Source organism: Acetobacter musti (assembly GCF_011516835.1).
GTDB classification, from domain to species: Bacteria; Pseudomonadota; Alphaproteobacteria; order Acetobacterales; family Acetobacteraceae; genus Acetobacter; species Acetobacter musti.
Window position 1 is genome coordinate 54,885 of the sequence record NZ_WOTB01000015.1, and the last position, 19,170, is coordinate 74,054.

General features: G+C 58.7%; 20 protein-coding genes. 5 read left to right on the forward strand and 15 right to left on the reverse strand.

What is annotated here, in order from left to right:
• Window positions 1-93 precede the first annotated feature (93 nt).
• From GOB93_RS12020 to GOB93_RS12030, 3 genes are read right to left on the reverse strand one after another with little or no spacing between them, the layout of a single operon-like run.
• Complete coding sequence (locus tag GOB93_RS12020) at window positions 94-711, reverse strand: YdcF family protein (protein WP_173583745.1); 618 nt, start codon at window positions 709-711, stop codon at window positions 94-96.
• On the reverse strand, window positions 690-1,694 hold the full coding sequence (locus tag GOB93_RS12025) for a cell division protein FtsX (protein ID WP_173583746.1): 1,005 nt from the start codon (window positions 1,692-1,694) through the stop codon (window positions 690-692). The genes GOB93_RS12020 and GOB93_RS12025 overlap by 22 nt, the downstream gene beginning before the upstream one ends.
• On the reverse strand, window positions 1,687-2,373 hold the full coding sequence (locus GOB93_RS12030) for a cell division ATP-binding protein FtsE (RefSeq protein WP_173583803.1): 687 nt from the start codon (window positions 2,371-2,373) through the stop codon (window positions 1,687-1,689). The genes GOB93_RS12025 and GOB93_RS12030 overlap by 8 nt, the downstream gene beginning before the upstream one ends.
• A 218-nt stretch (window positions 2,374-2,591) precedes the next feature.
• Between GOB93_RS12030 and GOB93_RS12035 the strand changes: the two genes are divergently transcribed.
• Complete coding sequence (locus tag GOB93_RS12035; RefSeq protein WP_173583747.1) at window positions 2,592-4,133, forward strand: zinc-ribbon domain-containing protein; 1,542 nt, start codon at window positions 2,592-2,594, stop codon at window positions 4,131-4,133.
• A 42-nt stretch (window positions 4,134-4,175) separates the two neighbouring features.
• On the opposite strand, the gene GOB93_RS12040 is transcribed toward GOB93_RS12035, so the two are convergent.
• Together GOB93_RS12040 and GOB93_RS12045 are read right to left on the reverse strand one after the other, a co-directional pair.
• On the reverse strand, window positions 4,176-4,586 hold the full coding sequence (locus tag GOB93_RS12040) for a hypothetical protein (protein WP_173583748.1): 411 nt from the start codon (window positions 4,584-4,586) through the stop codon (window positions 4,176-4,178).
• A gap of 516 nt (window positions 4,587-5,102) precedes the next feature.
• The gene (locus tag GOB93_RS12045; RefSeq protein ID WP_173583749.1) at window positions 5,103-6,299 is read right to left on the reverse strand and encodes a BaiN/RdsA family NAD(P)/FAD-dependent oxidoreductase; all 1,197 of its coding nucleotides are present in this window, start codon (window positions 6,297-6,299) and stop codon (window positions 5,103-5,105) included.
• A 130-nt stretch (window positions 6,300-6,429) separates the two neighbouring features.
• On the opposite strand from GOB93_RS12045, the gene GOB93_RS12050 reads away from it, so the two are divergent.
• Window positions 6,430-6,867 carry a group III truncated hemoglobin gene (locus GOB93_RS12050; protein WP_173583750.1) on the forward strand — a complete coding sequence of 146 codons (438 nt, stop codon included), beginning with the start codon at window positions 6,430-6,432 and terminating at the stop codon, window positions 6,865-6,867.
• 10 nt (window positions 6,868-6,877) lie between these two features.
• Here GOB93_RS12050 and GOB93_RS12055 read toward each other — a convergent pair whose 3' ends face one another.
• The 3 genes from GOB93_RS12055 to GOB93_RS12065 all read right to left on the reverse strand — a co-directional run bounded on the left by GOB93_RS12055 (window position 6,878) and on the right by GOB93_RS12065 (window position 9,214).
• Window positions 6,878-7,825 carry a DMT family transporter gene (locus GOB93_RS12055; protein ID WP_173583751.1) on the reverse strand — a complete coding sequence of 316 codons (948 nt, stop codon included), beginning with the start codon at window positions 7,823-7,825 and terminating at the stop codon, window positions 6,878-6,880.
• Window positions 7,826-7,968: 143 nt separating this feature from the next.
• On the reverse strand, window positions 7,969-8,490 hold the full coding sequence (locus GOB93_RS12060; RefSeq protein ID WP_173583752.1) for a hypothetical protein: 522 nt from the start codon (window positions 8,488-8,490) through the stop codon (window positions 7,969-7,971).
• A 4-nt stretch (window positions 8,491-8,494) separates the two neighbouring features.
• Window positions 8,495-9,214, reverse strand: coding sequence for a class I SAM-dependent methyltransferase (locus GOB93_RS12065; RefSeq protein ID WP_173583753.1), 720 nt, complete (start codon window positions 9,212-9,214; stop codon window positions 8,495-8,497).
• 65 nt (window positions 9,215-9,279) lie between these two features.
• On the opposite strand from GOB93_RS12065, the gene gloB reads away from it, so the two are divergent.
• The gene (gloB, locus tag GOB93_RS12070; protein ID WP_173583754.1) at window positions 9,280-10,008 is read left to right on the forward strand and encodes a hydroxyacylglutathione hydrolase; all 729 of its coding nucleotides are present in this window, start codon (window positions 9,280-9,282) and stop codon (window positions 10,006-10,008) included.
• Window positions 10,009-10,027: 19 nt separating this feature from the next.
• Here gloB and GOB93_RS12075 read toward each other — a convergent pair whose 3' ends face one another.
• Window positions 10,028-11,209 carry a hypothetical protein gene (locus GOB93_RS12075; protein ID WP_173583755.1) on the reverse strand — a complete coding sequence of 394 codons (1,182 nt, stop codon included), beginning with the start codon at window positions 11,207-11,209 and terminating at the stop codon, window positions 10,028-10,030.
• A gap of 355 nt (window positions 11,210-11,564) precedes the next feature.
• A complete protein-coding gene (locus GOB93_RS12080) occupies window positions 11,565-12,275 on the reverse strand; it encodes a lysophospholipid acyltransferase family protein (protein WP_173583756.1) in 711 nt (236 codons plus the stop codon).
• A 139-nt stretch (window positions 12,276-12,414) separates the two neighbouring features.
• Between GOB93_RS12080 and GOB93_RS12085 the strand changes: the two genes are divergently transcribed.
• Both GOB93_RS12085 and GOB93_RS12090 read left to right on the forward strand, forming a co-directional pair.
• Window positions 12,415-13,137 carry a phosphatidylserine decarboxylase gene (locus GOB93_RS12085; protein WP_277877260.1) on the forward strand — a complete coding sequence of 241 codons (723 nt, stop codon included), beginning with the start codon at window positions 12,415-12,417 and terminating at the stop codon, window positions 13,135-13,137.
• 98 nt (window positions 13,138-13,235) lie between these two features.
• On the forward strand, window positions 13,236-14,093 hold the full coding sequence (locus tag GOB93_RS12090; RefSeq protein ID WP_173583758.1) for a CDP-alcohol phosphatidyltransferase family protein: 858 nt from the start codon (window positions 13,236-13,238) through the stop codon (window positions 14,091-14,093).
• A 79-nt stretch (window positions 14,094-14,172) separates the two neighbouring features.
• On the opposite strand, the gene GOB93_RS12095 is transcribed toward GOB93_RS12090, so the two are convergent.
• Genes GOB93_RS12095 through GOB93_RS12115 form a run of 5 tightly spaced genes read right to left on the reverse strand, consistent with a single transcriptional unit; the run spans window position 14,173 to window position 19,080 of the window.
• Window positions 14,173-14,682, reverse strand: a complete 510-nt coding sequence (locus GOB93_RS12095; RefSeq protein WP_338422365.1) for an NADH-quinone oxidoreductase subunit B family protein — start codon at window positions 14,680-14,682, stop codon at window positions 14,173-14,175.
• 57 nt (window positions 14,683-14,739) lie between these two features.
• Window positions 14,740-16,362 carry an NADH-quinone oxidoreductase subunit D-related protein gene (locus tag GOB93_RS12100; RefSeq protein WP_173583759.1) on the reverse strand — a complete coding sequence of 541 codons (1,623 nt, stop codon included), beginning with the start codon at window positions 16,360-16,362 and terminating at the stop codon, window positions 14,740-14,742.
• The gene (locus GOB93_RS12105; RefSeq protein WP_173583760.1) at window positions 16,359-17,594 is read right to left on the reverse strand and encodes a hypothetical protein; all 1,236 of its coding nucleotides are present in this window, start codon (window positions 17,592-17,594) and stop codon (window positions 16,359-16,361) included. The genes GOB93_RS12100 and GOB93_RS12105 overlap by 4 nt, the downstream gene beginning before the upstream one ends.
• Window positions 17,594-18,175 carry a hypothetical protein gene (locus GOB93_RS12110; protein ID WP_173583761.1) on the reverse strand — a complete coding sequence of 194 codons (582 nt, stop codon included), beginning with the start codon at window positions 18,173-18,175 and terminating at the stop codon, window positions 17,594-17,596. Before GOB93_RS12110 ends, GOB93_RS12105 begins: the two co-directional genes overlap by 1 nt.
• Window positions 18,172-19,080, reverse strand: a complete 909-nt coding sequence (locus GOB93_RS12115; protein ID WP_173583762.1) for a hypothetical protein — start codon at window positions 19,078-19,080, stop codon at window positions 18,172-18,174. The genes GOB93_RS12110 and GOB93_RS12115 overlap by 4 nt, the downstream gene beginning before the upstream one ends.
• Window positions 19,081-19,170 lie beyond the last annotated feature (90 nt).

A 19,170-nucleotide genomic window follows, 5' to 3' on the forward strand; every position in this document is an offset into this window, starting at 1 on the left:
GAGGCAGGGCGAAAATACGCTCCGGACCGGCATCTTTTATCCGGAATGCGCAGGGTCAGACAGGATTTTTCTTACAGGGCAATGATATCTCTGTCAGAACGCGTCGCTGCTGTGTCGAAAAAAACTGGCGGGTCCGATGAAGGCAAGCAGAAGCTTATCGTATTCGCGGGCCATGAGCCGGAAGGTCTTTCGATCGAACGGTCGTCTCAGTGCGGGTGGCTGCACGGCATAGGCATGAAGAGCGACATCCGGCAAAGAGCGGGACATTTCCAGCATCGCACGGCGGATATGATATCCGGCGGTCACGACAATCAGACTGTGTATCTCATTGTCACGGACCCACATCGTGGTTTCCACGGCATTTCCGGCTGTCGAGGTGGCACGGCGTCCAAGGGTCACACGTCTCGCGAGAGCCGGAGGCAGTTCCGGCTCAAGGGCGGACAGTGTGACATGAGGATCAACCCCTGAAATAAGCAAAAGTTTTCCGGAACCGTTCCTGAGCAGACCGAGAGAAGCTTCAATGCGTCCGTTTCCGCCTGTCAGGGCCACAATTCCGTCGGATGGCGGAGGCTGTCGTGGCGGATGTCGGGCATCCAGAACAAACCAGGCAAATCCTGTGATCCAGAGCGTCATAATACTGACGATAAATAAAATGGCGAAGAACCATGATCTGTGGCGCGCAGGCCCGGTCATGGCAGGCGACGCAGCCATACCCGAACGATGACCTGCGCGGTGAGCAGAGCGGTAAGCATTGCACACAGAGGAACGCAGGCGAGCCCGATCATAAGATCGCCGGGTACGCTGCCGTCTGTAAAAGCTGCAAAAGCTTCCGGAAGAATGGTCGAATAACCCTGCTCCGGCATTGTCACCGCCTGGGGACCGGAAAGCGGAGCCATAAATCGGACCACAATCGCAATCGGGGGAACCGCCAGCAAGGTCCCCGCTATGCCTCCCGCCAGAGAAAGCCAGGCGACGCGTCTGCCAAACCGGCTTGCGACATAGCCGTCTGCGGCGCCCAGACCGTGCAGAATCGCAATGCTTTCACGGCGAGCACCCAGGCCGAGACGGGTGGCCATCCCGATGACTGCCACACCGATTCCGCCAACCAGCACGATGGCCAGTGCCGCGCAGGCCAGAAGACTTCGCGCAACCATCTGAAGGCGGCTCCGCCAGTCATCATTTCGTTCCACCAGTGTGCCGGGCGCCAGACCGGCCAGACGGGATGAAAGGCCGTCCGTCAGACTCGCACCCGGAGCGAGATGAAGCTCTATCACGCCAGGAAGAGGAAGCGCCGCCACTCCGGACGTGCCAAGCCAGGGTCTGAGAATCTGATCCAGTTCCCGTGCGTCAAGCCGATGGATTTCAGACAGCGCAGACTGCGCCCGCAGAACGTCCATCACGGCATCAATACGCGATCGCTGATGATCAGTCTGATTTTCTTTAACCGGAACCTGCGCCGTGGCGTCGTCCGAGGGAAGCGATGCGGGTCTGTCCGGGTCCGGGACCTGAATCGTCACGAGATTTGCCGCGCCATGCGCCCATCGGGCGGACAGCGACCACGCGCCGAAGGCTCCCGCCCATGTCAGAGCCGCCAGCAGGCTCATGGCGGCGACCATTGCGACGAGGCTGCGGTCCGGGAGGGCATGGGACAAAGCGAGGCCATCACGTACCCGCCGCCCCCGGCGGTCACTCATTGCTCACCAGGCGACCATGTTCCAGACGCAGAGCCTGGGCGGGAAAACGACGCACCAGGGCGTCATTGTGAGTCGCGACGATGACGGTGGTACCCATTGCCGAAATTTCCCGAAGCATGGCTATGACCCGGCTCGCCTGAGATTCTTCGAGAGCATTTGTCGGCTCATCCGCGAGTACCAGATCCGGACGGGCGACGACCGCGCGGGCTATCGCCGTACGCTGCTGTTCACCGCCCGAGAGTTCTGCCGGACGGGCGCCTTTCCGCGCAGCAAGATCCACCCAGTTCAGAATCGCATCGACTTCCGTGGAGACGTCCGTCTCATGACGTCGCTGAAGCCGCAGCGGCAGGGCCACATTATCAGCGACTGAAAGCGTTGGCATGAGACGAAAATCCTGATGCACCATACCGATTCGCTGTCTCAGACGGGCCAGAACCGAGCGTCCGACCGCCGGCCGTATATCGACACCAAGCAGTTCGAACTCGCCGGAAGCAGGCAGTGTCTCAAGATGCAGCAGACGAAGGAGCGAGGATTTTCCGGCGCCTGACGGTCCCAGCAGCCAGCGAAACTCGCCCTGTGGCACGGTGAAGCTGATCGACGTGAGCGCGGACAGCGTCTCCCCCCGCCTGCCACGCATCTGTCCAGCGTGACGCCACGTGACGTTGTGAAGTCGGATCATAACGACACGCGCGAAGCCGGTCTGGTGAAAGCTGGGGTATTCACGAACACGAACCAGCATAGCGCACCGTGAAGAGAGGTGTCGATGTCCGTCTGCCGGAGCCTTTCCCGATTGCGCCATCACGTTTAGGAATTAGGAACCGATCAGAGGCATACTGTTAACAAAGATTTGAGTGCATCATGGAGAGAGTATCTCCGTGACCCAGTTGAGGAAGCCGGATGCTAATCGTTTGTCCGTCCTGCGGCATTAAATATAATGTGCCGGCGTCGTATCTGAAAAAGGACCGCGTGCTTAAATGCGCGAGTTGCGGCACGAGCTGGATTGTCCCGGCGATCACTGCGAAAAGCGTCGAGACCGCAACATCCGGCTCTCTGGCGGAAAGCCCTGCTCCGGCCGCAACCGCAGAAGACAGTAAAGCCCCACCCGCTACGCCAGCCCTGGTATCTGACACGAAAACTACGGACGGACAGGAAGAACCGGCACATCATCCGGCGGAATCAGAGCCGGTCCCGGAGCCGCAGGACGTCCGGTCGGACATTCCGGAGGAAAGGGAACCGCCACCTTCTCTGCACACAAACGATCAGGCCTCGTCAGGTCATCTGTCTGAAGAGGTTCAGGAACCGGTAGTTTCGCCTCCGGAAACAACAGCAACCAGCGCATCTGCCATCGGACATGATGACGGGGGAGCTGAAGAGACAATACCGGAAGCAGACAAACAGCCGCCGTCAGAAAACCCGGTGGAAGCTTTCGTATCCCGACCTGAGACCGACGAAACGCCGGCACATCATGGAGAGGCGCCTCATACATCGCCGTTTTTCACGGTTCAGACTGAATCTGACGCGGAAGTGGAGACAGAAGAGCATACTCATTTCAGTTTTCTTGATGAGGCGCTCGCACGAAATGCCAGCGAGAACAGGACATCGCAGTCTCCGCAGATGTCAGTCTGGGACGAAGCTGAGCTCGAAGATCAGATTGCTCACTCGTCCTGGCAGCAACAGCACGCGGACGAGCAGGAGCGTCTCGCTGACGAGCCTGCAAATCTGGACAATATGGAGCCGGAAGACCTGCATGCTCTGATGCAGCGTAACCAGCGTCACACCGGACAGGAACCGCACGCTGACCACTCCGGCTTCCCTTCCTCAGCCGGAAATCGTGCCGGAACGGAGGGAGCCGGTTCATCTGACGAGCATCCGGCGCAGGATTCTCTTGATGATGTGGTGGCCCGCCTCAGGGCTGCCCGCATGGGAGAGGCCACCGGAGCTGAAGCCGGACCGAAAACTGCCTCGCCCCAGGCTGAAACGCCTGTCCGTGAAACGCAATCGGACGAACCCGCGGCCCCTTGGGTGCCAGCCTGGGAACGTGCTCAGCAAACGGCTCCGGTGAGCGCGCCGGAGCCGGAACAGGCCGATGAAGAGACAGAAGATCTGCCCGTCTGGGCGACTGTCGGCGGTACAGACGCGGCTGAAGCACACGGCGAGGCTCCGGTTCAGCATGAGCCAGCCCCGGCGGAAACGGCAGATGACGCTGAAATCCGTCATGTCGAATCGACGGTCGATATCGCTTCGCGATTGCGGAACGATGTTCTTCAGCGCGGCTCCATGGCTCCGCAGATTGTCAGACGACCTTCGTTGCTGGAGCAGCCGGCTTTCTGGAAGAAAGCGTGGATTGCAAGTGGCGTATGTGCGATCGCCGGAACAGCCGCCGTCTGGCACTGGTTCGGAGCGTTACGCCAGATCTGGCCGGCTCTTAATCTGCTGTGACTATATATGCGACGCCCGGCTGTCGGGGGTCGCGATACCTGATTACATAGAGCGGGCGGCGACCGCTGAAAGCGTTGCTCCGAGAGCGGCGACCGCCATCAGCATCACGCCGTCAAAAATCAGTCCTGACGGCGTAAGCAGATGCGATCCCACCAGGATCTGGTGGGGAACCGCGTCAGCGACATGCGACATAACATCACGCGCCTGCGCGTCCACACTACCTGCTCCGGATGATACGGCTCCCAGGACATGAGGCAGAGCTGCCCAGCCAATCCCGAGAATAAGCACGAGAGGCGCCAGCAGTTCCGCTATCTGCTGAGCGAGATAAAACAGGAAATACAGGACCGACCAGATTCCGAGCCGGATGATCGATGCCAGACGCGGTCTCGCGGAGCGCCCGTCGCTAAGTTCGGCTGAGTAATGTGACCGAAAGCTGTCGTCACTGGGGCTCATGCGGTGGCGTCTCTCTCTGCTGACCTTATAGCGTGGGCTGCATAACACGACACGACACGTCACGCTGCCCTGCCGCCAGTCGACGTAACCTTCGCGGCGTCGAAACGCAAATCGAACCGCACTTTACGTATCATAAAAGGGACGCGCTTATTGCTGATAGACCTTGCCGTAAGACGCCGCGCCAAGTCCCGGGCAGCTGCATGGTGCGCCGACAGGAGAAGCGAGCGGAAGCTGACACGTGTAAAAACCTGCCTTGCATGTTCCACCCAGAGGAGTGCCTGGCGGGTAAGATCCCGGGGGTACTGGCGTGCCGGCCTGGCCCGTACAGGCGGAAAGCATGACAGCGGTTACACCGGCCAGAATTTTCCGCGCATGCCGACGACAGAAAAAATACGACGTCATCACAAAGGCGACCTCTTATTTCATTAATGGCGGCGCGATCCGAAAGGCCGCGCCAGCCGCGACTGATCCGTTATTATAAAGGTTTAACGTGTTTAAGCCCACCGGGATGCACGTTCAGTTGGCAACAGCATCGCCAGCAGCACGTCCGCTTGCCCAGGCCCAGTGGAAATTATAGCCACCCAGCCAGCCGGTGACGTCGACAGCTTCTCCGATCGCATAAAGTCCGGGGACTGCGATTGCTTCCATCGATCGCGACGACAACGCACGGGTGTCTATTCCTCCAACGGTGACTTCCGCTTTTGCGTAGCCCTCGCTGGCCGACGGAATCATGGTCCAGCTTTTCAGTGCTGCAGCCGCTCCTCGCAGAAGCCTGTCCGACCATTCTCCCGCAGCCTTATCTCCCAGCAGACCCGGTCCCAGAATCTCGGCAAGGCGGCGCGGCATCCATTCGGAGAGAATGGCGGCACCATGTGCGCGGGAGCGCGCGCTTCGGGCCTGTCTGAGACATGCGAATGCGTCTCTGTCGGGCAGAAGATCCACAGAAAGGGTCTTCCCGCTGGTCCAGTAAGAGGAGATTTGCAGGATGGCCGGACCGGAGATTCCCCGATGAGTAAACAGCATGGCCTCTTCGAACGCGATCTTCCCGCAGCTTACACGCACCGGAAGAGACACTCCTGACAGACCGGTCACCCATTCGGGCATGTCATCGCCCGTTCTGAGCGGCACAAGGCCCGGCGCCGGAGAGACGACAGGCAGGCCGAACTGCCGGGCCAGCCGGTGCGCCAGACCGGTTGCGCCAAGTTTAGGGATCGAAAGTCCGCCGCATGCGAGAATCAGAGCCGGCGCTTCAGAGACGCCGTTACCCGTCGTGACGACGAAGCGTCCGTTGTGCTGCACATCCTGAATTGTCTCATTCAGGCGAAGCGCAACATCGCCTGCGGCGCATTCGTCCAGCAACATGGTCAGAATCGCACGCGCCGGGCCGTCGCAAAAAAGCTGTCCGAGCGTCTTCTCATGCCAGGCGATACGATGGCGCGCGATCAGCTCAAGGAAATCAGCCGGCGTGAAACGGGCCAGAGCGGACCGGGCGAAATGCGGATTTGAAGAGATAAATCGCCGTGCCTCGACATGAAGATTCGTAAAATTACATCTTCCGCCGCCTGAAATCAGAATTTTTCGGCCCGGCTCGTCATTATGTTCAAGAACGAGCACGCGTTTACCCCGCTGTCCTGCCGTCAGAGCCGCCATGAGGCCTGCGGCACCCGCGCCAAGGACGATTACGTCAAATGCTTCATTTCGCTTTCCAGTCATAATCGGTCCCTGTGCGGTCGGGTTGTGTCAGCCGGAGGCTTGTTTCACTCAAACAGGCTGATGGGAAGGTCCGCGGCGGCGTTCATGGAATCTGCTATCGTCATCGGAGATAAATTTCGGGAATGATGACGTGATGACCGGGCCGGACAGCGAAAAGACGAAGGATTACACGCGCAGGCTGAAGGCTGCTGTTTCCGCTTTTTATGGAGAAGTCCGCAAGGATGACATGCTGGGTCCGGTCTTCGCGGCCCGTGTCCATGACTGGGACAGCCACATCGAAAAAATTACGAACTTCTGGTTATGCGTTCTTCTTGCCTCAGGTGAGTACAAAGGCAGTCCTGTGGCGACGCACTACGCCTTCCGCGACCATCTCAGTCCTCAGATGTTCGGGCGCTGGGAAGCATTGTGGAAGGAAAGCCTGGTTCAGTTTTTCGACCCGGATGAGGCCCGTCATATTCTTTACAAGACGACCCGTATCTCAGGCAGTCTTCAGACAGTGCTTTTCGATGGCGTGCAACGTTTTCTGTCCGGCAACGGCCTGCTTCATTCCAGACGCGACGAAGTCTGACGGCCTTCATTCACGCGGCTGTCGGATCTTCCCGCCGCCAGAGTCGCCGCATAAGGCGCCCGTCAATCGCTGCCAGACCGAGACCGATCAGACAGGCTCCAGCGGCGGTGTTCCATGCAATCGTCTCTCCAAGAAAAACGGCTCCCATGATGAGTGCGCTTACGGGAACAAGAAACGTGACAAGAGCCGCCCGTGTCGCTCCGTGAACTGTAAGGATGCGAAAATAGATCAGATAGGCGAGCGCCGTACTGAGCAGGGCGATGCCGAAAAGAGCAGCCCATCCGGAGAGAGCAATTGGTGGAAGAGTCCAGAACCGGTCGATCACAATTGCGAACGGGGCGACGACGACGGCCGCGCCTGTCAGTTGTCCTGTCGCCAGGTGCAGCGGCGTAACCCCCGCGAGCTTTCTGGACAACGCATTTCCGATTGCATAGGACGTTGTCGCTCCGAGGCATGCGAGTTCACCCGGAAGTTCTGTCAGTGACAGACCAGATACCAGGTTATGCCCGACCAGCACAGCGACACCGGCGAACGCGCAGCCGATGCCGGTTACGACGGAGCGGGTGAGCCGTTCGTCCTTTGTCGTCAGATGCATGGCGACCGCGGTGAAAACCGGGGTTGTCGCATTGAGAGTCGCAGCGACGCCGCTCGGAACAAACCGTTCGCTCCACGCATACAGGCAGAACGGCAGGGCGCAGTTGAACGCCCCCAGAATCAGGAACCACCGCAACAGATAAGGCGTAAGCGAGAGGCGGCTTCCGTTCATGAATAGTACTGCGTGCAGAGCAAGCGCTGCGAGTCCCACCCGTCCCAGCACGAGAGTCGCCGGAGGCAACACGGGGGCCAGTACCTTATAAAAGAAGAACGAGCCGCCCCACAGCACGGAAAGAAATCCCAGCACGAGCCAGCTCTGCCCGGCCGGAACGGGCTGTTTCCGAATATCACCGTGAGTCGTCATACAGAGGCACACTCATTGTCAGGGGCGGCTTCCCGGCGACTGACCGCACGATATTCAGTCGTCATCCGGAGCACGGGATAATTTGGCAAATGAATCTTAATGAACGGCACAACCGGAGCAAGAGGCGGACCCGATAAGAACATTCAGTCAACGGATGGGATGAGCGCCGCAGTATAGATTTCGCGCACAACACTGACAGGTGTTCCGTCGCCACGACGGAGCACTGCAACGTGCTGCAAAATCCCGTCTGATGCCGCGCTGAATGACAATTTGCGGCTCTCCATCGTCTCACGGGAGATCAGAAGCGACGAGACGACCCTGCCAAATGGCTCAGTTGTGGTATTGAGGAGGCGATTCATGGCCGCTGTCAGCCGTGCCGGCACATACCAGTTCTCTGCCCGGGACAGAACGGGGCCGCCGGACGTGAGGTGAACGCGCCGGTAGCGTACTGTTTCCTCTGTCCCGACAGCCAGCAGTTCCCGGATATCGTCGGGCGCCGCAACCGTTTCATTGCGTTTGACTGTCGCCTCAATCCGTACCGGGGCCGGATACAGTTGCCGTGTTTCGCACCACAGTTCCAGCGCACGGGTCGCGCTGGCGGCGGCAAGAAGGGTCTCGTCAAGGTCTTGCAGTATTCGGAAATTGAGAAGGGGATTGTCCGTCAACGGCTCATCCGGTTTCAACGATACGCCGGCCGACCGGGAGGCGGGATCTGGTTGTAAGAACCGGGAGTCCACCCCAGATATTTTTTACGGCTTCGATGATCACGACGCCACCGAGTGCCGGCAGGACAGAGCGGCCTGCTTTTTCGATCATCTCACCTGTTCTGCGGCCGGAGGGCCGGCGGAAAGGCGGCAGATAAAGTCCGGTTTCGCTATTTTCGACATGAAACATCGCTTCCTCCAGCCGAAGACGAATCTGCCGCTGAGAAAACGGCGTTCCCTGCCCGAACGGCGTTGTATCGCTGAGAGACCACAGCCCCCGCCGGTTAGGCACGACAAGCAGAAGTCTGCCGTCATCGCGCAGCACCCGCCATACGGCCCGCAGCAATTCCTGACAGGCGTGACTGGTTTCCAGCGCATGAATCATCAGAACCCGGTCAAAAGACAGATCATCAAATGGAAACTGTCTGCCGCTGACCACACATTCCCGGCGATAATATTCCTGTCCCGCCTCAAAAGACGTACCCGTATCGAGGCGCGCGGCTATTGTGAGCGCCGCCTGTTCGTCCCAGAAAGAAAGATAAGGTGCGGCAAAGCCGAGGCCTAACAGGCGCTGCCCGCGCATATCCTGCCAGCGACGGATAAGATGATGGCCAAGCAGGCGAACCGTGCGTTCTCCCGCCGGGCTTGCGTAAAATGCCGCCGCCGTACGAACTTCATCCTGCATGATACGTACACTATCAGAAAGCGATACCAGGAAGCGACAGCAGCACAGGTGGAGAAATCAGTCCGATGCCAGTCACAGTTTTGCCCGTTCCGGTCCTGTCTGACAATTATGTCTGGCTGCTGACGGATGAAGACACCGGAACGGTGGGTGTTGTCGATCCCGGTGATGCTCCGCCTGTCCGCACGGCGATCGAGGCGCATGGTGGCCGACTTGATCTGATTCTGCTGACGCATCACCATTCAGATCATACCGGCGGCGCAGAGGCGCTGCGCGAACGTTACGGTGCCCGGATTGTCGGAGCGGCAGCGGATGCGACGCGGCTCCCGCGGCTGGATCAGGCCGTGCGCGCCGGCGACAGAGTCGCATTTGGGCAAAGTTCAGCCCTGGTCCTTGAGACGCCCGGGCACACCATTGGCCATATTGCCTATTATTTCGACGATCCGCCGCTGCTGTTTTGTGGCGACACCCTTTTCAGCCTTGGCTGCGGACGCCTGTTCGAGGGTACAGCTGCGGAAATGTTCGAAAGCTTCAGAAAATTCGGTGCCCTGCCGGACCAGACACGCGTCTGCTGCGGACATGAATATACGGAATCCAACGCCCGCTTCGCCCTGCGCGTCGATCCTGACAATGCCGCGCTCGAAAAACGGGCGGCAGAGGTGTTTGCGCTGCGTGCCAGAGGTCAGCCGACAGTCCCGTCAACGCTGGGCAGTGAACGGGCCTGCAACCCGTTTCTGCGGGCACCGGATGTCGAAACACTCGCCCGTCTCCGGCGCGAAAAGGATCACGCCCGGTAGGCGTGCCACAGCAGGGAACTCAGTGCAGGCTGGAAGAACTGCGGCCCGGAAACAGGGACTGCACAGCATTCAGAGGCAGACTTCCGAGCGTCCAGGAATCATCGCGAATACGAAGCGGGAGTGTCAGTGTGGTATCGCTGTCCGGAAGGGATTCATCGTCAGTTGTCTGACCGTCGTCAGGCGCGTGAACAGGTTTGCCCTGTGCTGCATGACTGGCCGCGCCCGTGAGAATATGAGTAATCTGCGCGATGGCGGGGGAAACGACACCGGACCGGGCGAAACGGGTGGCGGTTCGGTCCAGACCTCGCAAAGTGAGGTCAAAATCGCCGACGTTCTGTCCGCCGCTTCTCACAAGCCGGCCGGCCAGAGCGGCTGACAGCGGGCCGAAACGCCCTTCCCCCATATGAACGACGACTGTTGTTTCGCCGCTGACAATGCCATTACCGACCGGCTGGCCTGATCGCCGGTCACGTGGTTGCCTGCCATCTGATCGCTGGTCAGCTGACACTGCCAGCCTGATATCGCTCAGCTGCTGACCGAGGCCTGCGACAGAAAGCGGTAGAATCACTTCCTGGAGGACAGTATCAGACGATATCTGCGACAGACCTGAGCCGGCTGATCCCCACGTAATGACGGAGCGCAGACCGCGAAGCCGCACCGTAAACGGTGCTGCCAGAATGCCGGAACGGACAGGTGAGACGTCGATTTCCGCAGTTTCGTCTGGGAAAGTAAGATTGACCACAACCCCTGCTCTGCCAGTTCCGGCTGCCCTGACAGACAGGTTTTCTCCACGTCCGTTCAGGCGCATGGCGAACAGAACCGGGGCATCAGGCTCGTCCCCGTCGACGAGAGCAACAGCCTGCGATGTACCAGCTGTGAGTGTCAGCTGACCGATTCTGAACCGGTTCATTCTGATCGTTACATGGTTGCATCCATACAGCACATGGTAATGTCCGGCGGGGCCTGAAAGCCGGACATTTTCAAGCTCGATCCGGGTTGAAAAAAGGGCCGGACGCGATGTGGCTCCGGTCCAGCTCAGCATCCATCCGGAGCTGGCGAGATTATCGCGTTGAGAGAGAAGTGACCGCATCGCCATCCGATTCCCTGTGATGACGAATGCCACGACAGACAGGCCTGAGATGCAGAACAGCGCGAAGATGAGTTTCGGCTTTTTTCCTGCCCGTTTTTTGCCTTCGTACATCGCCTCATCTTTTGCCGCCAGATTGATGGACTTATTGGAGAATTCTGTCTCCGAACTGGGGCAGCCTCAAAACACTTATATGATTTTATCCACAACAGGTGACGATATTCATCCACGACAAAGGCTGAAGTTATCCCCTGCCCGTTGCTGCCCTTCCCGGCTCTGGGTTGTTCCGCATGTGACTCGCGGAAAACGACCGTTTTCCGCCACAAGAGAAATAAAACTGATCCTGTATCGGGAATTGATCTTGACTCGGAAAAATTGCCAGTTCTCTTCAGAAATTAAGGGGAACCGGCAAAGGGAAACTCATGAGGCCGTTTTGTCCCACAGAGTTATCCACAAGGAGAATGATTTACTATCCCTCAATCTTCAGAAGCGGTTCGGCCTTACGCCACGAGGTCTCAATTGCCTGCAGCATTGTGCTGCGGTTTCCGCCCGTGACAGGATCACAGACGACGATCGAGATCACACCGGGACGCTTGAGAAAGCCCTTATTAGGCCAGCACCATCCTGAATCAGTGATGACAGGGTAGACGGGCAGGCCCGTGTGACGTGCCATTGCGACGATCCCCGGTTTGAGCGGCGCAGTTTCACATGGCGCGAGGCGACTGCCCTCCGGAAAAATAATCATCTGCCGCCCTTCATCTGCTGCTCTGCCCGTTTCGCGCAGCAACGTCCGCATGGCTTTACTTCCGGCCGTTCGCTCGATCGCGATCATTCCGGTCAGCTTCAGCATCGGCCCCATGAATGGGACACGCAGAAGTTCATGCTTCATGACGTAGGCCGGTCGCGGGACGAGGGTCATCCAGACAAGGGTGTCAAAGGCTGACTGATGCTGCGATGCGATGATAAAGGGGCGATCCATCGGGAGTTTTTCAAGCCCGACGACCCTCGTTCTGATTCCACAGAGTCCGCGCATCCCGGTCAGAAGCACTGCGCTCCAGAAGCGCGCATATTGCAGCGCATATCCCCGGGCAAATGCCCGTAATGGCAGAGAGACCAGACCCAGAAGAATAGTCGCAACAACAAGATACGCTCTGAACAGGGCGGAGCGGAACACAATCATGAAACGGTTTCCGGAATGTGGTGGCTGAGACAGACTTCCTCTGTCCCGGCCCGATACCTGGAAGCGCCGGATGCAGACCAGAAAACCCGCTATGGCGCAACCCTGTGACCTGTCAGGCTATATATGACACTTGATTATCATGCGCCGACCAGCCAGGAACGGAACCATGTCGCTTCTCAGCTCTCTTAAACTCGTTCTTGCCCGTCCTCACCCCGAGGCCCGTCCGTTTCTGGGAGCGTCCGGCGCCGCGACTGTCGTCGCGCGCTGGCTGGGCTGGCGTCTCAACTGCCCTGTATTGCGGCGGATCGGAACGGCAAGCGGCCTGTTCTTTGGTTTTTGCCTGTATTTCTTCCGTGACCCGAACCGGGTGCCTCCGGCCCGGGAGGGACTGGTTCTTGCGCCGGCTGACGGTCGTGTCGTGTCGATCGAGAAGATTGCTCCTCCCGTCGAACTGGGGATGGGCGATACGCCTGTCTGGCGTGTGGCTACCTTTCTCTCCGTTCTGGATGTGCATGTGAACCGGCTTCCGGTCGCAGGCACGATTACCCGCGTGGCCTACCATCCCGGTAAATTTCTCAATGCGAGCCTCGATAAGGCCTCAACTGAGAATGAACGGAATGCTGTCAGCGTGACGTTGCCGGACGGGCGGATGGTTGCAGTCGTCCAGATTGCCGGCCTGATTGCCCGCCGGATTGTGTGCACAGTCAAACCAGGGGATCGGCTCGAAGCCGGAGAGCGGTTTGGCCTGATCCGCTTCGGATCCCGCACTGACGTTTATCTGCCGCCAGGCGTTTCGCCTCTGGTTGAAGTCGGCCAGACGATGATTGGTGGAGAAACCGTTGTGGCACAGCTTGAACCGTAATCCACGGCAATGGGTGACAGACGGGATTCGCTTTTTAGTGCCGATTTTATCTGGCTGCTCCGAAGACTGTCTTCACCGGCCGGTCCGACACCAGCAATATGTCTGAAATAACACCCCGGCTCCGCAGAAGACGGCGGTTGAAAGCCCGTCGCACTCCGCGTCCGCGCGTCCGTGGCCCGTCCTTTAACCGGCTAATTCCTAATCTGCTGACCATGCTCGGGCTGTGCAGTGGTCTGATGGGTATGCGGTTCTCGCTTGATGGACGGTTTCAGAGTGCTGCCATTGCCCTGCTTATCTCAGCCGTTATCGACGGGCTTGACGGGCGCATTGCACGCCTGCTGCGCGGCTCGACCCGCTTCGGCGCGGAATTCGACAGTCTCTCGGATTTCCTGTGTTTTGGAGTCGCTCCGTCTTTCGTGCTTTATCTCTGGGCCCTGAGAGATGCCGGGCGTTACGCTTTTCTTCCTTGCATTCTCTTCACTGTCTGCATGGCGCTCAGACTGGCCCGCTTTAACGCCAGTCTCGACGGAGAAGAGGAAAAACCGAAATACGCCAGTAATTTTTTCACAGGCGTTCCGGCGCCGGCCGGTGCCGGGCTGGCTTTATTTCCGCTTTTTCTGGGCCTGGAGGCGGAGAAACTTGGTTATCACGCTCTGTATGACGTGACGCGCCTTCCCTGGCTCCCCTGGCTCACGCTCACCAGCACAGCGTTCCTTCTGGTGTCGACGCTCCCGGTGTGGTCGTTCAAGAACTTTAAGGTACCGGCAAAATTCGTGCTTCCGGTCATGCTTGGCTCCGGTGCCTACGTCGTTGCGCTCGTTGCTGATCCATGGGGGGTTCTGGCTGGCATGGGCGTCATTTATGTCGCCCTTCTGCCGCTGAGCCGGATGAGTTTTCTGCGTCTCAGACGGGCTGCGGAGGCATTGCAGGAAGAAGAGGACACTACGGAGGCCTGATCGGACCACCGGCATGCCCTTGGGGAACGGTCATCCGGCCTTTACCGAAGGCTGGTCACATCAGTTTCAGATCAGGCTCTCAGCCTGTCTGAGATCCGGCTTCTGAATTGCCGGGCGACATTATTGTCGTTGAGATCAGGGCCACAATTCCGTCAAGGATATCGCGCGGCGATGGCGGACACCCCGGTATGGCGCAATCGACAGATGCCTGCCCGTCGAGTCCGCCAAGCATGGAATAATTTGCTGAAAATGGCCCGCCATCAATTGCGCACGCCCCTACCGCAAGGAGTCCTTTCGGGAGCGGCATAGTGTCCCATGCAGCCCTGACGACCGGCGCCATCATTCGTGAGCATGCTCCGGTTATGAGCAGCATGTCTGCTGTGCGCGGTGTGTTAACGAAGCCCAGACCTGCTTCCGCCAGACCGAACCCGCCGTTGATAAGCGCCTCGACCTCGAAGCCGCAGGCTTCGCACCCGCCGCTGTCGACATGAAACAGCATCAGTGGTGAGCGGGAAACGACAGGCGGCAAGGCCGGCCCGGAAGGAGCCAGCAGAGACGCGAAAAGTGCGCGCATCAGAACGGTCGACACGGTATCCGATCTCCCTCCGATGAGGGCACCCGGCCGGCACCCTGACATCTGTTCTTATTACAGGTCTGCCGCGGCAATCGAAACGCCGAAAGAGTACCGGACAGGATCAAAATTATCGGGAGACGTGCCAGGAAGAACGAGTTCGGTCGCCATCAGCAGCACTGGAGCCGGGTCAGAGATAAAGCAATGCTCTATCCGACCGTTTTCCAGCGTTACAAAATACCAGACAGGGCCGTGTGGTCCTTCGATGGCAGCATATCCGTCACAGCGTTCTGAGGGCATCGAAACGGACACACACAGGCTTTCCGCTTCGTCTTCCGGGTCAGATGAAATCCGGTCAGCCAGATTTTCCAGTATTCTGATGCTTTCCGTGATCTCTTCGAACAGGATCTCGCTGCGCGTCAGGATATCACCGCCGATGGAGACGGCGGGACGGAACGGGATTTCGCCGTACGCATTCAGATGCAGGCGCAGATCACCGCCATATCCACAGGCCCGGCCTGCGCTCCCCTGGAGACCAAGCATCTTCGACTGTTCTTCGGTGAGTCGTCCCACATTTTGCAGACGACGCTTCATTCCGGGCACGACCTGCCACAGGGCGCGCAATTCTGAGACAGCAAATCTGCATGCGGAAACTACGTCCACGCAGAGCCCGGAAAGTTCGGAGACTATTCCGGCAAGGGATAACATGTCCTGACGGCCCAGAGGAATCAGGCCGCCGGGACATATAAAATCCATGAGCAGTCGCCTGCCTGTTGCCTTGCCGCATAAACACAGGATCTGTTCCCGCAGGCGATAAAGTCCTGTTGCAACAGAAGCTGCTTCCACTGACCTGGCGGTGCGTGCAAGCGTCAGAAGATGGGTCGCGATGCGCTCAGTCTCGGTAAGAACAACCCGGGATCTGCTGGCGGCCGTGGTACATACAATGCCAGTTGCATTCTCGACTGCGGCGCTGAACGCCCACTGATGGGCCACAGCCGAACCGGCTCCGACACGTCCGGCCAGTTCCGTTACACGGGGAATTGTCGCTCCCCGCATACGGGCAATAATGCCGCGATGCGCATAACCCGCACGTGTCTCAACAGTGCGGATCAGGCCATTCGCGATGCCAAGCCGGAAGTGAACCGGCCCGTCAGCGCTTCCTGTCGCTGGTCCCCGCCCGAATATCATTCCATGCGCGGCAACCTGCGGGTCCGGTCGGGCAAACTCAGGCAGATCGGAACCGAAGGGTGCGGGGCCAGGTCTTTTCGCGAGCGGCGCAGTACAGCTCCAGGTTCCGTGATCGACGAGAGGACGCAGATCGGAGCCTTCCATTGCCTCCACTCCCCAGAGATCCCGTATCATCCGCTCAAAAGGAGCAGCTGCGATACGAACACGTGACAGACCGGGAAAACGGGGACCATCGAGACGATAAGAGACCATCAGTGGCCGGGGGCCGGTTTCGGCGATACTGCCGTCATTGACGGCAGCACAGATCTCATCGCCGTCACACCACAGGCCTATAAAAACAGCAGGGTCATTGCCGAGATGCCGGACAAACTCCTGCCATTTCAGTTCGTCAAGGCGGAAACGCCAGTGACATGCTGCCGGCTCACCGCTCCGGATAATCTCCCTGGCAGTTTTCTCCATGGTGTCAGGCAGAGCTGCCATATTACCGAATACAACCGGGAGGGAGTTCAACCCTGCGGCTCCTTAACTACCGGCGTCGAATCGCCACGTAATGCAGTCAGCCTCCTGAAGGCGGAAATCAGATCCTCTGGTGACGAGAGCAGATCTCGTCCGCCCCGGCGAACAGCCGGCAGCAGAATGGCCACAAGAACAAGAGTCAGAACCACTGAAAGAGTGGCTATATCGTGTAATACAAACAGAACGGTCATGAAGGACATCAGGCCCAGCGCCCAGCCGGCGCACCTCCCTGCCAGAACGGACATCCGCCCCGGTTCCGGGCGAATGAACCACGGCACCGTGAGCATCGGAGCGCTGAGCGCCAGACAGGTCACCGCAGGCTGCGCCCTTCCCGCTGCAATTGCTCCCAGAGCCAGACAAACCTGCGAAACATTAAGTCCCTGACGAAGACGAACCGCTGAGCCTGACAGGACAGACTGCATTCGCAGGGATGTAATGAAGAGCGTTACGAAACCGAAGCCAATGAGCGCCACGGAGAGTGTCGCGCCACTTCCGGCAGATGACGGAGCTGAATTCAGAACGCTGGCGAGAAGCAGCGCGCCCGCGGCGAGACGAAACGTTTCCCCTGCGTCGCGCATGTCTGGCAGATCGCTTTTGCCGACTGGGGGAGGAAAGGCTGTTGCGGGGAACAGCCCGGCCAGAACCGCATAACCTGTGCCCGCGAGCATCCCGCTGGCGGAAGTGCCGGGAGCCAGAAGTCCGGACAGAACGAGAAGCGCACCTGAGCCTTTCAGGCGCAGAACACTCCATCCACCTGCCGCCCTTCCCCTTACTGCGTCAACAAGCGCCGTACGCAGAACGGACGCCAGAAGAAGAACGGCAATTTTTGCGAGTGGGTCGGCCAGAAAAATTGCAACTGTGACAAGTCCGGTGGTCCAGAATGGTCTGGCACATTCCGCAGGAGAGAGCGGATCATTCTTGCTGTCTGTCAGCGCAATACATTCGGTCAGCAGGCCCGCATTAAGAATCACGCTTCCCGAAACCGCCAGCAATGTCTCATCCAGCCAGAGATGCACCGCGTCGGGGGCGGTCCCGGCCATACTGAGCACGACAAGAAGATCCAGAACACTGAGAAAAAGCCCGGTGATCGCAAAGGGTATTCGAAGAGTGCTGTGCTCATGCCTTTCATCAACCGGTCCACGAACACCGGTAAGCCTCAGAGCCGTGCCTGCCAGAAACGGCCAGGATAAGGCGAGAAAAAGCAGAATCTCAGCAAGAGACGTCATCAGAAATCACTGTCAGAACGCAGCAACGAGAGACGTTGTGCCAGCCATAAACAGGTAGTCACAAGCAGGAGAATACTGCCGCCCACGATCCACACAGCCCGTGTCTGCGGAGCATTGGCCGCTGCAAGGAGAATTCCGTTACAGGCGGTGAGAAGGCCGGCAAACTGATATTTAATTCCGGTGCGCAGAGCCAGTGCCGCCAGACCCGTAAAGGTGATCATAAGCGATGTTGTTATTGCTGACGGATTTACCGGCATAACAGAAGAGCTCCGCATGGCTTCCTCCGCAGGCAGGCTCGCACAGACCGTAAAACCGAGAAACAGAGCAAGGGACAGCGCCGCGAGTGTTCCGGGAGTCCTCGATTCCTCTGTATAATCATTGAGCTTCCAGGTTGGGATAACCGAAATTGCGAGTGCGACCGCCGCCACGAACAGCATTCGGGCTGCGTTTAAGTCCTGGTTCAGATGATGGAGTGTTACAACAGATACTGCGGTCAGCAGTCCCAGAATGGGAAGAACAGTCAGTCCGCCAGCCACGCTCAGAAGAGCGGCCAGAGGTGCGAGGGCGAGAGCGAGAGTCACGGAGCATCGCTCCCTGTATTGTAAGTCTGTTGCCTGCGTTCAGCCCATTCGGCAGTTGCGGAGAGATGTGAACTGAACAGGACCTGAATGGCAAAAAGCGACAGAAGCAGCGCCGCGACAGCCTTCAGACGGGTTCTGCCAGCAGGACCTGCCACGATCAGAGAACCGGATGCGAGAACGATGCAGAGAACAGTGCAACGGAGCATCCAGAAGAAAAAACCGGTGAAGATCGCACCCAGGTTTCTGGCTGCTGAAGCATGACCGGAAATCAGCGCGAGGGTATCCGGCCAGAGAAAATCCCCCGCCAGAGTCAGCCACACAAGAAAAATACAGTCACATGCCAGCATCAGCATCGCCCGGTCCGGGCCACAGACATCCGGAACAGGTTCGCTGGATTCCGGGGCAGCAGCGGCAAGCAGCGCGCCGGCGGCAAGAACGAATGGCGCATTACCTCCGAAATCGCTGCCATTTCTCATACCACTGAGAACGATATCCAGATTTGTCGTCGCGCTTACACAGAAAAACAGCGTCGCCATAAGAAACAGAGAAGGAATAATAACCGCTGCCGAGACTGATTGCTGAAAACCTCTGGTGGCTGTTTCAGCAAGGCTGTTGAGCGCCGGCAGACGAGAGGTGAACTGAGCGGCCAGCAGGAGAAGCGTAATAACGAAAAAGTCGGACCAGTGCGCCGTTATAAGGTCGGACCCGGCTGTCGGAACGAGCACTGAAGCAGTCAGGACGGTCGCGAGACTGGCCGGAGCGGCAATGCTGGCAATAACCCCGGCCCGACGGGTCAGCAGATCAGTATCAGACCGCGATGGCCATGCGGTCCTGCAGCAGATCACGATGAGATACCAGCGCCGGAGCAACGGTGGTGTGGCAACTCCCGTCAGACGCGCAGACATAAAAGTACGAAACCCCGATATCAGCGGGGCAACAAGCACTACTGCGCCAAACTGAACAACGGAAAGCGTGAGAGCGCAAAAAAAAGAAGA

Excerpts from the sequence above, each read along its gene's own strand:
- GOB93_RS12045 (WP_173583749.1), bottom strand. The coding sequence starts at position 6,299 with ATGACTGGAAAGCGAAATGAAGCATTTGACGTAATCGTCCTTGGCGCG.
- GOB93_RS12105 (WP_173583760.1), bottom strand. The coding sequence starts at position 17,594 with ATGACGTCTCTTGCTGAGATTCTGCTTTTTCTCGCCTTATCCTGGCCG.
- GOB93_RS12025 (WP_173583746.1), bottom strand. The coding sequence starts at position 1,694 with ATGAGTGACCGCCGGGGGCGGCGGGTACGTGATGGCCTCGCTTTGTCC.
- GOB93_RS12055 (WP_173583751.1), bottom strand. The coding sequence starts at position 7,825 with ATGACGACTCACGGTGATATTCGGAAACAGCCCGTTCCGGCCGGGCAG.
- GOB93_RS12080 (WP_173583756.1), bottom strand. The coding sequence starts at position 12,275 with ATGATTGTGTTCCGCTCCGCCCTGTTCAGAGCGTATCTTGTTGTTGCG.
- GOB93_RS12040 (WP_173583748.1), bottom strand. The coding sequence starts at position 4,586 with ATGAGCCCCAGTGACGACAGCTTTCGGTCACATTACTCAGCCGAACTT.
- GOB93_RS12085 (WP_277877260.1), top strand. The coding sequence starts at position 12,415 with ATGCGCCGACCAGCCAGGAACGGAACCATGTCGCTTCTCAGCTCTCTT.
- GOB93_RS12035 (WP_173583747.1), top strand. The coding sequence starts at position 2,592 with ATGCTAATCGTTTGTCCGTCCTGCGGCATTAAATATAATGTGCCGGCG.
- GOB93_RS12090 (WP_173583758.1), top strand. The coding sequence starts at position 13,236 with ATGTCTGAAATAACACCCCGGCTCCGCAGAAGACGGCGGTTGAAAGCC.
- GOB93_RS12075 (WP_173583755.1), bottom strand. The coding sequence starts at position 11,209 with ATGTACGAAGGCAAAAAACGGGCAGGAAAAAAGCCGAAACTCATCTTC.
- GOB93_RS12030 (WP_173583803.1), bottom strand. The coding sequence starts at position 2,373 with ATGATCCGACTTCACAACGTCACGTGGCGTCACGCTGGACAGATGCGT.
- GOB93_RS12115 (WP_173583762.1), bottom strand. The coding sequence starts at position 19,080 with ATGTCTGCGCGTCTGACGGGAGTTGCCACACCACCGTTGCTCCGGCGC.
- GOB93_RS12020 (WP_173583745.1), bottom strand. The coding sequence starts at position 711 with ATGGCTGCGTCGCCTGCCATGACCGGGCCTGCGCGCCACAGATCATGG.
- GOB93_RS12065 (WP_173583753.1), bottom strand. The coding sequence starts at position 9,214 with ATGCAGGATGAAGTTCGTACGGCGGCGGCATTTTACGCAAGCCCGGCG.
- gloB (WP_173583754.1), top strand. The coding sequence starts at position 9,280 with ATGCCAGTCACAGTTTTGCCCGTTCCGGTCCTGTCTGACAATTATGTC.